This is a genomic window from Lysobacter ciconiae (assembly GCF_015209725.1).
In the GTDB taxonomy this organism is placed as follows: Bacteria; Pseudomonadota; Gammaproteobacteria; order Xanthomonadales; family Xanthomonadaceae; genus Novilysobacter; species Novilysobacter ciconiae.
Genome location: NZ_CP063656.1, coordinates 918019 through 932394 on the forward strand (window position 1 = coordinate 918019; position 14376 = coordinate 932394).

The window sequence follows — 14376 nt, forward strand, 5'->3', positions numbered from 1 at the left end:
GTCGGGGAGGAATGGGTGTCTTCGGTGTTGTGCATGGGATCAGGGGCTACCGCGTTCCAGGAAATTGCTGTGGCGGGCGATGAAGGCGGCCGCCGGGTCCATGCCCTTCATGCGCAGGGTGTGCAGGCGGGCGGCGGCCTCGGCCAGTACCGCCAGGTTGCGCCCAGGCATCACCGGCAGGGTGGTCATCGGCACGTCCAGGTCCAGCACCCGGCGCGCGGAGTTGTCGCCGGTCAGGCGTCCCAGCCCGTCCGTGTCGGCCGGGTCATCGCCGGGGCGGGTCAGATGGGTGATCAGGCGCAGGTACTTGTTGCCCTTTACCGCGGTGTCGCCAAACATCTGGCGGATGTTCAACACGCCCAGGCCGCGCACCTCCAGCAGGTCCTGCAGCAACTCCGGGCAGGTGCCATCCAGCACGTCCGGCGCGATCTGGGTGAACTCGGGCGCGTCATCGGCGACCAGCCGGTGGCCGCGGCTGATCAGCTCCAGCGCAAGCTCGCTCTTGCCGGCGCCGGAATCGCCGGTGATCAGCACCCCGATCGAATAGATCTCCATGAACACGCCATGCAGCGTGACCCGCGGCGCGAGGGTGCGCGCGAGCTGGTACTGCAGGTGGTTGAGCAGCTCATGGCCGCGCAGGGGCGAGCCCCACAGCGGCGTCATCGACTCCTCGGCAGCCTCCAGCAGGTCGGCCGGGCAGTCCTGCGCCTTGCTCAGGACCATCGCCAGGGGCCGGAACTGGATGATCCGCTCGATCGTTTCCCAGCGGTGGCGCGAGTCCAGCGAGTCCAGCCACGCCAGCTCCTCCGCGCCGAGTATCTGCACCTTGTTGGGGTAGATGGCGTTGAGGTAGCCGGCCAGCGAGGGGCGCCGGTCCAGGGTATCGACCGCCTCGAGCACGCGTCCCCGCCCGGCCTGGCCGGCGAACCAGCGCAGCTGCAGGCGTTCGCGCTGCCGCTTGAAAAGCTCCTCGGCGCTGATGCGGGCGCTGGACATCGGCATCTCAGGCCACTCTGGGGCAGGTCGGGGCGGCCAGCAGGCACCGGGCCAGCGCGGCGGAATCGACGGCCTCACGCAGGCGCTGGCGGAATGCCGGGTCGGAGAAATGCTCGGCGAGCTCGGCCAGCTGCTCCAGGTGTTTCATGTTGGAGTGCAGCGGCACCACCATGGCCATGATGAGGTCGACGGGGATACCGTCGGCGGCGCCGAAGTCGATCGGCTCGGCCAGGCGCAGGAAGGCCCCGCGGCTGCCGGTGATCGACTCCAGGCGACCGTGCGGGATGGCGACGCCGTGGCCGATCGCGGTGCTGGCCAGGCGTTCGCGCGCGTGCAGGCTGTCACCGATCAGGTCGGCATCGGGCCCGGGCCCGTCAGTGATGGGCGCATCGCCTGCGCGCAGTGCCAGCAGGCGTGCCGCGGTATCGATCACCGCGGCACCGTCCTGCGGGCCGGACAGGATCGCCACGCGTCCGGCGCTCAACAAATCAATCAGGGGCATTTTTCGCTAACCGGTTTCACCGACTCGGGAGAGGCTTTCGGCGCGGCGCGACTGGTCCACCTGCTTGCCCTTGTGCTTGAGCAGCAGGCGGTCGAGCTTGTCGACCAGCAGGTCGATCGCCGAGTACATGTCGGGTGCTGCCGCGTCGGCATGGAGCGTGCGCCCGGCACAGATGATGTTGGCCTCGGCGCGATGGTCGGGCTTGTCCAGGCCCAGCTGCGCGCGCACTTCGAAAGGCTGCTCGAAATGGCGCTGCAGGCGGGTGAATTTGGTTTCCACGTATTCGCGCAGAGCGGGGGTGACGTCAAGCTGCTGGCCATAGATTTCGATCCGCATGGAAAGACTCCTCTACCTGGCGACGGGAGACCAGCATAGCCCAGCCCGGGCACGTGCAATCTGCCGTGTTCAGGCCATCCGTACGCGATCCTGCGAGGACACGATCCCCATCGCTTCGCGGTACTTGGCGACGGTGCGGCGGGCGACCGGGACGCCGGCGGCCTTGAGGGTTTCGGCCAGGCGCGCATCCGACAGGGGCTTGCGCGGGTTCTCGGCCTGGATCAGCTCGCGGATCATCGACTGTATGGCGACGCTCGACGCCTCGCCGCCGCTGCCGGTGTCGATCCCGGAGGCGAAAAACGCCCGCAGGGGAATCGTGCCGCGCGGCGTGCGTGCGTACTTGCGGGCGATCGCGCGCGAGACCGTGGATTCGTGCATGCCGATCTCGGCGGCGACTTCGCGCAGGGTCAGCGGGCGGAGGGCGGCGTTGCCGAACTCCAGGAAACCGGCCTGCTGGCTGATCAGGCATCGGGCGACCTTCAGCATCGTCACCCCACGCGCCTCCAGGCTCTTGAGCAGCCAGCGCGCCTCCTGCAGGTGGCCCTTGAGGTAATTGGCGTCGGCGCCGTCGGCGTGGCGGATCATGCTTTCGTAGCCGCGGTGGATGCCGATGCGCGGGCGCATGCTGTCCGACAACGCGACCCGCCACATGCCGTGCTGGCGCCAGATGACGATGTCAGGGGCGACGTAGCTGTCTTCGGCAATCGCGCCGATGCCGGCACCGGGTCGCGGCTCCAGCGAGCGCAGCAGGCTGATGGCGGTTTCGACCTCCGCGAGGGGAAGTTTCAGCTCGGCGGCCAGGCCGGCCGCGCCCACCTTCGGCAGGCGTTCCAGGTGGTCGCGCGCGAGGCTGAGCGCGAGCGCGCGCCCGGGCGTGCATTCCTCCAGATACTGCAGTTGCAGGCTCAGGCATTCAGTCAGATCGCGCGCGCCGACGCCGATCGGGTCGAAGCGCTGGATCTGGTGCAGGACGGTGACGACCTCCGCCTCGTCCACGATGAGCTCGGGGGCGAGGGTTTCGGCGACCGACGCGGGCGAATCGCGGAAATAGCCCGCGTCGTCGATCGCCTCGATCAGCACCACCGCGATCTGGCGGTCACGCGGCGACAGGTGGCTCAGGTGCAGCTGCCACAGCAGGTAGTCCTGCAGGCTCTCCGACTCGGCGACCTGCTCGGCGGGGTCGCGGTCGTTGTCGGGATCGAGCGGCCCGACGCGCTGGTACCAGACCTCGCCGTCGTCGGGACCCCAGTCCGCCTCGGGTGGAGCAGGGGTGTCGCCCTCGTGCGCCAGCGCGCCGCCAGACCCATCGATCGCGCCGGCGGCTTCCGCCATCGCCGGCTCGCTGGGTTGATCGGTCCAGTCCAGCAGGGGATTGCTCTCCACCGCCGCCGCCAGTTCCGCCTCCAGCTCGACCGACGACATCTGCAGCAGGCGGATGGCCTGCTGCAACTGCGGGGTCATCACAAGGCTCTGGCCGAGCGAGGTCTGGAGTTGGGGCTTCATGGTCACCTGTGGCTGCGGAACGGGCTTACATCATGCCCGCAATGGACCGCTTCACCGTGTGACGCAACGCTACAGGCGGAACGTGTCGCCCAGGTAGACGCGGCGGACGTCGGGGTCGGCCAGCAGCGTGTCCGGAGCCCCCTGCGCGAGCACACTGCCGGCGTTGAGGATATACGCCCGGTCGCAGATGCCCAAGGTCTCGCGCACGTTGTGGTCGGTGATCAGCACGCCGATGCCGCGGTTCTTGAGGTGGCGCACGATGCGCTGGATATCGGCGACCGAAATCGGGTCGACGCCGGCAAACGGCTCATCCAGCAGCATCAGCCGCGGATTGCCGGCCAGCGCGCGCGCAATCTCCACCCGCCGTCGCTCGCCGCCCGACAGGCTGGCACCCAGCTGGGTGGCGACGTGGTTGACCTGCAGCTCTTCCATCAGCGAGGCCAGTTCGCGCTCGCGGCCGGCCTTGTCCAGGTCGTCGCGCAACTCCAATGCCACGCGCAGGTTGTCGGCGACGGTGAGCTTGCGGAAGACCGACGGCTCCTGCGGCAGGTAACCCATGCCGAACTTGGCCCGCGCATGCATCGGCTCGCCGGTGATGTCCTTGCCGTCGAGCGTGATCCGGCCCGCGTCGGCGGGCACCAGGCCCACGATCATGTAGAAGCAGGTGGTCTTGCCCGCGCCATTGGGCCCGAGCAGGCCGACCACCTCGCCGGCGTCCAGGGTCAGGCCGAAATCGCTGACGACCTCGCGCGAGCCATAGGACTTGCGCAGGCCCTTGGCGACCAGCATCACTCGGTCTCCGCTTCGCCGGCGGCTTTCTTCTTCTCTGCGGGAGCGGCGTTGCGCGGCATGATGCGCATGTTGACCCGGCCGTTGCCTTCGCCGCCGCTGGTCACCTGGCCGGTGGTCATGTTGTAGACCACGCGCTCGCCGCTCAAGGTGCCGCGCGGCTGCTGGATATTGACCTTGCCGGTGAACACGACGGTGTCGGTGGTGACGTTGTAGTCGATCTTGTTGGCGACCGCGTTCATGCGGCTGCCGTCGTCCATCTGCTGGGACATCTTCGCCGGGGAGCCGGTCAGCACGACCTGCGAGATGTCGCCGCCGCGGGAGCGGATGTCGGCGCGGGAGGCCTCGGCGTGCAGCGTGCCCTGGTCGATCACCACACCCCCGGACAGGACCGTTGGAGTGCTGTCGTCCAGGCTGCCTTCCTGTTTGCCGGCGCTGATGTCCATCGCCTGCTGACGGTCGGATTTCTTCGCCATGGCCATCGGGCTGGCGGCGGCGACGAGAATGATGAGCAGGCCGACGAGCGCCTTGGTGTGGTTAGCGGGCATAACTGGATTTGACCTCCGATTGGAGCGTGTACTGCTTGGTGGCCAGATTCACGTCCAGCCCGTTGCCGCGGAGTATAGAGCCCGGCCGGTTGATGGTGACCTGCACCGGCGAATCGACGCGGTCCGCCTCGGGGAATACGTTCAGTTCCTGCGTCTCGATAGTGACCTGGTCGGAACGGCGACCGTCGCTGACCGCATTGACATCACCGCGCAGGCGCAGCTCATCGCCATCGGCACTGATCCAGCCCGTTTTGGAGGTGACTTCCCACGCATCGCCACCGTCCTGCCTGGGCGGAATGAGGAACCGCGGCGTGGTCACATCCATGGTTTCCAGCACCGGATCACGCGCGAGCCGCGGGGCGCGCAGTGTGAAGGATTCCTTGCCGGTCGCGTCCAGAACGACCAGCTGGAAATCGTTGAGCAGGTAGTCCGGGCGCCCGCCGATTTCCGGCTGCAGCTCCGGTCCGGTGGTCATGCGGGTCAGCAGTGACCAGCCACTGGCAACCGCCCCCAGCAACAACAGAATTCCCACCGGAATGCGCCAGTTCATGCGTTGTGTCCGGTTATGCGTGCGGTCGGGTCGCCCTTCTCCATCGCGGCGGCGTTGATCAAGGCGTCCACCTTGCCGTGGGCGTGCAACAACAGGTCGCACAGCTCGCGGCCGGCGCCCTCGCCGGCACGTGCGTTGGTGACCCAGTGCGCGCGTTCGCGGATCCAGGCATGCGCGCTGGCTGGTGCCACGGCAAATCCCACCTGCTGCATCGCGCCCAGATCGGGCAGGTCGTCGCCCATGAAGGACACCGCGTCCAGGCCGATGCCCAGGCGCGCGGCGATCGCGCGCACCGTGGCGAGTTTGTCGCTGACCGCGGTGTGGACTTCGGTCAACCCCAGCTCGGCGCCGCGGCGCTCCACGATCGTGCTGGCGCGGGCGGTGATGAAGGCGACCTCGATGCCGACCTTGCGCAGCATCACCAGTCCCAGGCCGTCGTGGACGTGGAAGGCCTTGGTCTCGCGGCCCTCGCTGTCAAACCGGAGCCGGCCGTCTGTCAGCGTGCCGTCGATGTCGAAACAGGCCAGCTGCACGCGTCGCGCGCGTTCCACCACGGCGGTGCCGCTGGCGATGGGTGTCAAGGCAGTGGCGATGCTCATACCACCCGCGCCCGCAGCAGGTCATGGATGTTGAGTGCGCCGACCAGGCGGCCTTCCGCGTCCACGACCAGCAATCCGCTGATCTTGTGCGTCTCCATCAGACGGGCCGCTTCGACCGCCAGCGCACCCTGCTCGATGGTGCGCGGATTGCGCGTCATGACCTCGTCGATGCGCGTGGTGCGCAGGTCGACCTGCTCGTCGTCCAGGCTGCGGCGCAGGTCGCCGTCGGTATAGAGGCCGAGCAGGCGGTCATCGACCAGGTCGACGATCGCGGTCATGCCCAGGCGCTTGTGGGTCATCTCCACCAGCGCCTCGCTGACGCTGGCCTGTGCGCCCACGCGCGGGACGTCCGCGCCCACATGCATGATGTCGGCGATGTGCAGCAGCAGCCGACGCCCGAGCGCGCCGGCGGGGTGGGAGCGGGCGAAGTCGTCGGCGGTGAAGCCGCGCGCCTCCAACAGTGCGACGGCGAGCGCATCGCCCATCGCCAGCGAGGCGGTGGTGCTGGAGGTCGGCGCCAGGTGCAGCGGGCAGGCCTCGATCGGCACGCTGACATCCAGGTGCACGTCGGCGGCGCGGGCCAGCGTGGAACCGGCGCGACCGGTCATCGAGATCAGCTTGTTGCCCTGGCGCTTGAGGCCGGGCAGCAGCATCGCCACTTCGTCGCTTTCCCCCGAATAGGACAGCGCGAGCACGACATCGGCGTCGGTGATCATGCCCAGGTCGCCATGGCCGGCCTCGCCGGGGTGCACGTAGAACGCCGGCGTGCCGGTGGAGGCCAGGGTGGCGGCGATCTTGCGCGCGACATGGCCCGACTTGCCCATGCCGGTGCACACCACGCGGCCGCTCGCGGCCAGCATCAAGCGGCAGGCGGCGCTGAAGGCACCGTCCAGGCGGGCGGCGACGGCGACCAGTGCCTCGGCTTCGATGTCGAAAACGCGGCGGCCGCTGGCGGCATAGTCGAAAGCGTCGGGATTGTGGGGCGGCTCGGGAGATGTGGCCATTTCGGAGCAGTGGGCTTTCCGCTAGGCTAGGCCGGCTGATTTTACGCAGATTGCGCGCTGGCGTATCCGGTCCGCTGAACCATTGCCGACCACGACCCGGGCATGGGTCCGGTCGGGCGACTCCCCCCGAGCCCACCTTCGGCGAGCCTGCATCGCCGCTTCGATTGCGAGATCCCCACGTGAACCCCCAGACCATCAAGACCCTGATCGAACAAGGCCTGCCCGGCGCCAGCGCGGACGTGCGCGGCGACGACGGCGTGCACTTCGAGGCGACCATCATCAGCGAGGCGTTTGCCGGCAAGCTGCCGCTGGCGCGCCACCGCCTGGTCTACGCCACGCTGGGCGAGTTGATGGGCCGGGAAATCCACGCGCTGAGCATCGACGCCAAGACGCCTGCCGAAGCCGGGCAGGGATGAGCATGCAGAAAATCGTGGTCCAGGGCGGGGTGCCGCTGCAGGGCGAGGTGCGCATTTCCGGGGCCAAGAATGCGGTGCTGCCGATCCTCTTCGCCACCCTGCTGGCCGACGAGCCGGTGGTGATCAGCAACGTGCCGCACCTGCACGACGTGGTGACCAGCGTGAAGCTGCTGGCGGAAATCGGTGCGGGCATCAGCATCGATGAGCGCTACGGGATCACCGTCGACCCGACCACCGTGCACAGCCAGGTCGCGCCCTATGAACTGGTGCGCACCATGCGCGCCTCGGTGCTGGTGCTGGGGCCGCTGCTGGCCAAGTACGGCCACGCCGAGGTGTCGCTGCCAGGCGGTTGCGCGATCGGCTCGCGACCGGTGGACCTGCACATCAAGGGTCTGCAGGCGCTGGGCGCGCAGATCACGGTCGAGAATGGTTTTATCAAGGCACGCGCAGCGCGGCTGAAAGGCGCGCGCCACGTGTTCGAGATGATCAGCGTCGGCGCGACCGAGAACGTGATGATGGCCGCGACGCTGGCCGAAGGCACCACGGTCCTGGAAAACGCGGCCATGGAACCGGAGATCGTCGACCTGGCCGAGTGCCTGCGCGCCATGGGCGCGCAGATCGAAGGCGAGGCGACCGGCAGGATCACTATCCACGGCGTGGAGCGCCTGCACGGGGGCAGCCACTCGGTGGTGCCCGACCGGATCGAGACCGGCACGTTTCTGGTGGCGGCGGCGATGACCGGCGGCCGTGTCACGGCGCACCATGCGCGCCCCGACACGATGGACGCGGTGCTCGACAAGCTGGTCGAGGCCGGCGCGACGGTGGAGTGCTCCGGTGACCGCATCACCCTGGACATGCAGGGCAGGCGGCCGCGGGCGGTCGACATCACCACCGCGCCGCATCCGGCATTCCCCACCGATATGCAGGCGCAGTTCATGGCAATGAATTGCGTGGCCGACGGCGTGGGCGTGATCAACGAGACGATCTTTGAAAACCGCTTCATGCACGTCAACGAGCTGGTCCGCCTGGGTGCGGACATCCGCGTGGACGGGCATATGGCCGTCGTGCGCGGGGTGGAACGCCTCAGCGGTGCGCCGGTCATGGCCACCGACCTGCGCGCCTCCGCGTCACTGATCCTGGCCGGGCTGGTGGCGCAGGGGGTGACGGTCATCGACCGCATCTACCATCTGGACCGCGGCTACGAGAACATCGAGGAAAAGCTGTCCGGCCTGGGCGCGCAGATCCGCCGCATCAGCGATTGACCACAAAAAACCCCGCTTGAGGCGGGGTTCTTTGCCCGGCAATGCAGGGGCCTTCGGTCAGCGGCAGGATCAGTTGACCGACTTCACCCGCAGGTCGATGTCGTCCTTGCCGCCCTTGCGCTGAAGGATGCGCGCCGGAATCGGCATGCCTTCCACTAGCCAGGCGATGGTCTGCTTGTCGCCATCGGTGTTGACGACCTTGGTCGCTTCGACCTGCTTGCCGTCGACGGTGATGGTTTCGGTGCCGCTGACCTTGTAGCTGAGCTGCTTGACCCGGCCGTCGTCGACCATCCGGTACTTCAGCGGCTTGCCCGCGGCCAGGTCCCGGACCAGCGCGAGGTTGATCAGCAGCGCGTCCATGTCGCCGGCCTGCAGCTTGATCGGCTTGGACCGCTCGGGCTTCACATCCCCGGACCAGGTGGCGATGCCCTGGCCCCAGTCGTAGCTGGCGGTCTTGGAGGAGCGCTTGACCAGCACCTGGGTGCTGTCCTCGCTGGTCAGCGGGCGCCAAGCCCCCTTGTTGTCTTCGAAGACGGTGCTCTGGTTGAGGTTGGCCAGCGGCGTGCTGATCGCCAGCGTGTAGCGCCATTGGTCGCCCGACACGGGCGCCAAGGTCATCTTGCCGGTCGCCTGCATGCCCTTGTAGCTGGCCAGGTAGTCGGCGGTGAAGGCCTGGATCGCCCAAGCCGGGGAGGTCGCCAACAACAACGCGGCGGCCGCGCCGAGCACGCGCCAACGTGGCGCCCGGGCGGGTGCAGTGGATTTCATGCGGGTCTGGAAAAGCATCTATTCAACTCCTTTGTATTCGACCAGACGCAGGTCGTACACGTCTTTGCCGTTCTCGCGTTTGAGCATGCGGATGGGGCTGGGCACGTTGCGGACCACCCAGATCACGGTGTCTTCGTTGTCCTTGCTGCGGGTGGCTTTCATGGCGTTGTAGGGCATGCCGGCGACGGTGATGCTCTCGCGTTCGTCGGCGACGACATAGCGGTGGTCACGTACCCGGCCATCGTCGACAAACCGGTAGTCAAGCGTCTTGCCGGGGGCGGCGTCGCGTATCACTGCCAGGTTGATGAGCAGACCGGTCATGTCGCCGTCCTGCAGCGGCACCGGACGGCGACGGCTTTCCTTGATATCGCCCTGCCAGTTGGCCGCGCGGGAGTTCCAATCGTAGATGCCGACCGTCTGCTTGCGCGTGAATACGCTCTTGTTGACCGTCGCCTGGGTGACAGGCCGGTACACGTCGCCCAGGTCGTCAAAGACGCTGCTCTGCTCGGCGTTGAGGCCGACAAAACCCATCAGGCCACGCGTGCCATGCATGACCAGGTCGGTGCGCCAGCGCGGCGCCTGCTGGCGGACCAGCTGCATGGTTGCCTCGCCCAGCAGCTTGCCGTCCTTGTACACCGCGTAGGTGGCCAGGAAGGGTTCGAGCACGTGCGGGCTCGTGTCGGTTTCTGCTCCGGTCAGCGGCGCCGGTGGCGTCGTGGAGGGCGCGGCAGCTTGCTGGGCGAGCGCTGCGACCGGCAGCAACAGAGCAATCAGCAGGGAACGGCGGAGGAGGGACGGGATGGATCGCATGTCGATGAATGGCTCAGATGGTCGTCAGGCGCCGAGGATGCAGGTTGTTGTCTGAATCCAGCTTCATCGGTGCATGGAGTGGGCGCGCGTCGATGAAGACCGTCGCCTCCTGCAGCTCGACCCGCCGCGCGGCAAACAGCCGCAGAGTGGCGACCAGCAAGGGATGCTCGCGCAGCAGGACGCGCGCCGCCAGCGATTCCGCATCGTCGCCGGGCTCGATGGGCACGCACGCCTGCGAGATCACCGGTCCGCCATCCAGCTCGGCGGTGACGTAATGCACGCTGGCGCCGTGTTCGCAGGCGCCCGCGTCCAGCGCCTGCTGATGGGTATGCAGACCCTTGTGGGCGGGCAGCAGGGACGGATGGATGTTGACGATGTGCCCGGCGTGCGCGTTCACAGTCGCAGCACCCAGCAGGCGCATGTAGCCGGCGCAGACGATCAGATCCGGCTCGGTCGCGTCGATGCGCGCAAACAGTTCGGCCTCGTAGCTCTGGCGATCCGGAAATCGCCTGGGTTGCACCGCGACGGCGCGAATCCCCGCGCGTTCTGCCCGCTCCAGGACCGGAGCGCGGCGGCGGTCGGAGAACACGCCGACCACCTGCGCATCCAGCGTCCCGGCGGCAATCGCGTCCATGATCGCCTGCAGGTTGCTGCCGCGCCCGGAGGCGAGCACCGCGATGCGCAGCGGGGACGTCATTGGCGGATCATCCAGCGGTCGGATCAGCCGATCCGGACGCGCTCGTCAGCGCCGGCCACCGCCACTTCGCCGATCCGCCGGTGCGACAGCGCGAGGCCGTCGAGGGTGGATTCAACGGCTGCCGCCGCGTCCTGCGGCACCACCAGCACGAAGCCGATACCGCAGTTGAAGGTGCGCCACATCTCGGCGTCGGCCACGGCGCCTTCGCGCTGCAGCCAATCGAACACGGGCGGCAGGACAATGGCCGACGCTTCGATCCGGACGCCCAGGTCTTCCGGCACGACGCGCACGATGTTCTCGGTCAGGCCACCGCCGGTGATGTGGGCCATGGCATGCACCGCCTCGCCGTGCTCGCCGCGCAGCAGCGCGAGCACCGGTTTGACGTACAGCGCGGTGGGCGCCATCAGTGCATCGATCAGTGACGTGCCGTCAAAATCGACATCGTCCGGACGCCCGGCGCGATCGAAGATGCGGCGGATCAGCGAATAGCCGTTGGAATGAGGGCCCGAAGACGCGATGCCGATCAATACGTCGCCCGCGGCAACGCGGCTGCCGTCGCGCAACTCGGTCTTCTCGACCGCGCCGACGGTGAAACCGGCCAGGTCGTATTCGCCCGGCGCATACATGTCCGGCATCTCGGCGGTCTCGCCGCCGATCAGGGCGCAGCCGGCCAATTCGCAGCCGCGTGCGATGCCGCCGACCACGGCAACCGTGGTCTCAATGTCGAGCTTGCCGGTGGCGAAATAGTCCAGGAAGAAGAGGGGTTCGGCGCCCTGCACCAGCACGTCGTTGACGCACATGCCGACCAGGTCGATGCCGATCGTGTCGTGGCGGCCGAGCTGCTGGGCGAGCTTCAGCTTCGTGCCCACGCCGTCGGTGCCCGACACCAGCACCGGCTCGCGGTACTTGCCGGAAAGATCGAACAGCGCGCCAAAGCCGCCCAGGCCGCCCATCACCTCCGGGCGGAAAGTGCGCTTCACCAAGGGTTTGATGCGCTCGACCAGCTCGTTGCCCGCGTCGATGTCGACACCGGCCTCGCGGTAGGTCATGGGGACGGGAGAGGGTGTGGACGGTGCGGTCACGGCAGACTCGAGGGCGCGGGTAGCCGCCGATTTTAGCAGCCAAGCGCGCCCGTGGCCCGCGCGAATGGACGCCGCGGCGGCGGTGCGGCACCATTTCGGACTGGCATCGAGTTGACGGGAACCACCATGGTGTATGCGACGGGCAGGAAAAACGACGGCGAATGCCGCGGTGCGATCTCGCAGGCACGGTCCCGGGCGGTCGCCGGATGGATGAGCTGGGCGTGCGTGGCGGTCTTCGCGCTGGCCAGTTTCGGCGCGTCCGCGCAGCGCGTGGAGGGCGACCGTGCCACGGCGGAAGGCGCCTACAACGCCGAGGTGGCGGTCAAGGGCCAGGGCGCCGACGAGCGGCGCCGGGCCTTCTCGCGCGCGCTGGCGCAGGTGCTGGGCAAGCTGTCCGGCGACCGCAGCGCCGCCTCGCGCCCGGGCGTCGGCGCCGAGCTGCGCCAGGCCGAGAAATACGTGCGCAGTTTCGACTACCGCCAGGACGAGGGCCGCTCCGCCAGCGGTGCGCCGAGTTTCAAGACGATGCTGGTGGTCCGCTTCGACGAAGCCGCCGTCGATGACCTGGCGCTGACGCTGGCGTTGCCGGTCTGGCCGCAGCCGCGCCCCAAGCCGGTGCTCTGGTTGGCCATCGATGATGGCAGCGGACCTCGCCTGGTGGACCTGAAGAGCGCCGATGCCGTCCGCTCCACCCTGGATCGGGCTGTCGAGCGCGGCTACCGGCTGGGGCTGCCCAACGGCAGCGCCGCCGAGAAAGCCGTTGTGGGCGCCATCTGGCGCGGCGATACGGCAGCCGTGGCGCGGGCGTCGCAGCGCTACAGCCCGCCGATGCAGCTGATCGGCAAGCTCTACCGCAGCGGCGGTGGATGGGCGGCCGACTGGATTTTCGTGGACAACGGCAAGGTCCTGTCGCGCTGGTCGGAAAGCGGCCCCAGTGCCACCCAGCTGATGGCCACCGGTGCCGACGGCAGCGCCGATGCGTTGATGAAGCGCTATGCCAAGCGCCCCGAAACCGGTCCGGCGGGCACCTACCGGGTCGCCTTCACCGGCCTGCGCAGCGCGGATGACTACGTGCGCCTGTCGGGCTACCTGCAGGGTCTGACCGTGGTGCGTGGCATGCGCCCGGCACTGGCGACGCCGCAACGCATGGAGTTCGACCTGGACCTGCTGTCGGGCGTGCGGGGGTTCAACCTGATGGTCCAGCGCGACGGCGTGCTGGCGGCGGTCGACCGCGGGCGTGACACGTCCATCGGGCCGGTGGGGATGCCGGGCGCCGAGCCCGGTGACGCTCAGATCGATACGTCCGGTTCCGTGCCCGTGTACACGCTGCACTGATGACCGGTCCGGATCCCCTGGTCGAGATCGCCCACTTCCTGCGCCGTCTGCAATGGGCGGCGCTGGCGGTGGCGCTGTGCTGGATCGTTTGGCTGCTCTCGCCGGTGCTCTCGCCCTTCGTGCTGGGCGCGTTGCTGGGTTGGTTGGGTGATCCGGTGGTGGACCGGCTCGAGCGCGCCGGTCGCTCGCGCAACTCCGCGGTGCTTTTGGTCTTCACCGCGATGTCGCTGCTCGTGGTGCTCGGGCTGGTGCTGCTGGTGCCGCTGATCCAGGAGCAGATCATGACCCTGATCGACTCCATCCCCGGCTACCAGCAATGGATCGTCAGCACCGCGATGCCCTGGGTGGAGATGCGCACCGGCATGGAAATCACCGGCTGGCTGGACCTCAACCATCTGGTTGAACTGGTCCGCGCCAACTGGGAAAGCGCGGGCGGGTTTGCCAGCAACCTGCTGGGCTACATGTCGCGCTCGGGCTTTGCCCTGATCGCGCTGGCAGCCAACATCGCCCTGCTGCCGGTGGTGACCTTTTTCGCCCTGCGCGACTGGGACCTGCTGGTCGCGCGGGTGGCATCGCTCATTCCCCGTGACCACCTGCAGACGGTCACCCGGCTGGCAACCCAGTCCAGCGAGGTGCTCAGCGGATTCCTGCGGGGCCAGTTCCTGGTCATGCTGGCGCTGGGGGTGATCTACGCGGTCGGCCTGTGGGGCGTGGGTCTGGACCTGGGCATCCTGATCGGCATCATCGGCGGCATCCTGACCTTCGTGCCCTACGTCGGGCCGGCCACAGTGCTGGTGCTGGGTTGTATCGCCGCGGTGGTGCAGTACGGCGACTGGCAGCACTTCCTGGCGGTGCTGGTGGTGTTCGGCGTCGGCCAGTTGGTGGAAAGCTACTGGCTGACTCCGAAGCTGGTCGGCGATCGCATCGGCCTGCATCCGGTGGCGGTGATCTTTGCCGTGCTGGCGGGCGGCCAGTTGTTCGGCTTCCTGGGCATGCTGATCGCGCTGCCGTGCGCGGCGGTGGTGAATGTACTGCTGCGCTACGCCGAGGAGCGCTACACCCACAGCCGCCTGTATGCCGGAGCGCCCTCGCGGATGATCGTGGTTGGTGAAGAGCCGCCATCACCGCCGCTCCCGTCGGAGCCAAAAGCCGAGTGAATGCCCGTGATCCCGCCGCGCC

General features: G+C 68.2%; 17 protein-coding genes. 4 read left to right on the top strand and 13 right to left on the bottom strand.

Translation table 11 applies throughout. The annotated features are described in order from the left end of the window. Window positions 1–39 precede the first annotated feature (39 nt). From hprK to INQ41_RS04225, 9 genes are all read right to left on the bottom strand, one after another. Window positions 40–996: an HPr(Ser) kinase/phosphatase gene (gene hprK / locus INQ41_RS04185; protein ID WP_193986485.1), complete on the bottom strand. Its 957-nt coding sequence runs from the start codon at window positions 994–996 to the stop codon at window positions 40–42. A gap of 7 nt (window positions 997–1003) precedes the next feature. Next, entirely contained in the window at window positions 1004–1498 is a 495-nt protein-coding gene (locus INQ41_RS04190) for a PTS sugar transporter subunit IIA (protein WP_193986486.1), read from the bottom strand. A gap of 6 nt (window positions 1499–1504) precedes the next feature. Continuing rightward, complete coding sequence (hpf, locus tag INQ41_RS04195) at window positions 1505–1834, bottom strand: ribosome hibernation-promoting factor, HPF/YfiA family (protein ID WP_193986487.1); 330 nt, start codon at window positions 1832–1834, stop codon at window positions 1505–1507. Between the two features lie 69 nt (window positions 1835–1903). Next, window positions 1904–3337 (bottom strand): RNA polymerase factor sigma-54, encoded by a 1434-nt coding sequence (locus tag INQ41_RS04200; protein WP_193986488.1) that lies wholly within the window; start codon window positions 3335–3337, stop codon window positions 1904–1906. Between the two features lie 69 nt (window positions 3338–3406). Continuing rightward, window positions 3407–4126: an LPS export ABC transporter ATP-binding protein gene (lptB, locus tag INQ41_RS04205; protein WP_193986489.1), complete on the bottom strand. Its 720-nt coding sequence runs from the start codon at window positions 4124–4126 to the stop codon at window positions 3407–3409. After that, window positions 4126–4674 (bottom strand): lipopolysaccharide transport periplasmic protein LptA, encoded by a 549-nt coding sequence (gene lptA / locus INQ41_RS04210; RefSeq protein ID WP_193986490.1) that lies wholly within the window; start codon window positions 4672–4674, stop codon window positions 4126–4128. Before lptA ends, lptB begins: the two co-directional genes overlap by 1 nt. Then, window positions 4664–5224 (bottom strand): LPS export ABC transporter periplasmic protein LptC, encoded by a 561-nt coding sequence (gene lptC, locus INQ41_RS04215; protein ID WP_193986491.1) that lies wholly within the window; start codon window positions 5222–5224, stop codon window positions 4664–4666. Before lptC ends, lptA begins: the two co-directional genes overlap by 11 nt. After that, window positions 5221–5823 carry a KdsC family phosphatase gene (locus INQ41_RS04220; protein WP_193986492.1) on the bottom strand — a complete coding sequence of 201 codons (603 nt, stop codon included), beginning with the start codon at window positions 5821–5823 and terminating at the stop codon, window positions 5221–5223. Before INQ41_RS04220 ends, lptC begins: the two co-directional genes overlap by 4 nt. Beyond that, a complete protein-coding gene (locus tag INQ41_RS04225) occupies window positions 5820–6827 on the bottom strand; it encodes a KpsF/GutQ family sugar-phosphate isomerase (protein WP_193986493.1) in 1008 nt (335 codons plus the stop codon). The genes INQ41_RS04220 and INQ41_RS04225 overlap by 4 nt, the downstream gene beginning before the upstream one ends. A gap of 179 nt (window positions 6828–7006) precedes the next feature. Here INQ41_RS04225 and INQ41_RS04230 point away from each other — a divergent pair, with 179 nt between their 5' ends. Next, window positions 7007–7243 (top strand): BolA family protein, encoded by a 237-nt coding sequence (locus INQ41_RS04230; RefSeq protein ID WP_193986494.1) that lies wholly within the window; start codon window positions 7007–7009, stop codon window positions 7241–7243. 2 nt (window positions 7244–7245) lie between these two features. Then, a complete protein-coding gene (gene murA, locus INQ41_RS04235) occupies window positions 7246–8505 on the top strand; it encodes a UDP-N-acetylglucosamine 1-carboxyvinyltransferase (protein ID WP_193987208.1) in 1260 nt (419 codons plus the stop codon). 69 nt (window positions 8506–8574) lie between these two features. On the opposite strand, the gene INQ41_RS04240 is transcribed toward murA, so the two are convergent. The 4 genes from INQ41_RS04240 to purM form a co-directional block, all read right to left on the bottom strand. Beyond that, window positions 8575–9273: a DUF3108 domain-containing protein gene (locus INQ41_RS04240; protein WP_193987209.1), complete on the bottom strand. Its 699-nt coding sequence runs from the start codon at window positions 9271–9273 to the stop codon at window positions 8575–8577. 18 nt (window positions 9274–9291) lie between these two features. Beyond that, window positions 9292–10035, bottom strand: coding sequence for a DUF3108 domain-containing protein (locus tag INQ41_RS04245; protein ID WP_193986496.1), 744 nt, complete (start codon window positions 10033–10035; stop codon window positions 9292–9294). A 61-nt stretch (window positions 10036–10096) separates the two neighbouring features. Next, window positions 10097–10780 carry a phosphoribosylglycinamide formyltransferase gene (purN, locus tag INQ41_RS04250; RefSeq protein WP_193986498.1) on the bottom strand — a complete coding sequence of 228 codons (684 nt, stop codon included), beginning with the start codon at window positions 10778–10780 and terminating at the stop codon, window positions 10097–10099. A 23-nt stretch (window positions 10781–10803) separates the two neighbouring features. Continuing rightward, window positions 10804–11829 (bottom strand): phosphoribosylformylglycinamidine cyclo-ligase, encoded by a 1026-nt coding sequence (gene purM, locus INQ41_RS04255; protein ID WP_193987210.1) that lies wholly within the window; start codon window positions 11827–11829, stop codon window positions 10804–10806. 243 nt (window positions 11830–12072) lie between these two features. Between purM and INQ41_RS04260 the strand changes: the two genes are divergently transcribed. Together INQ41_RS04260 and INQ41_RS04265 are read left to right on the top strand one after the other, a co-directional pair. Then, on the top strand, window positions 12073–13197 hold the full coding sequence (locus tag INQ41_RS04260) for a DUF2066 domain-containing protein (protein WP_228076774.1): 1125 nt from the start codon (window positions 12073–12075) through the stop codon (window positions 13195–13197). Next, window positions 13197–14354: an AI-2E family transporter gene (locus tag INQ41_RS04265; protein ID WP_193986502.1), complete on the top strand. Its 1158-nt coding sequence runs from the start codon at window positions 13197–13199 to the stop codon at window positions 14352–14354. The genes INQ41_RS04260 and INQ41_RS04265 overlap by 1 nt, the downstream gene beginning before the upstream one ends. The last annotated feature ends 22 nt before the right edge of the window (window positions 14355–14376 follow it).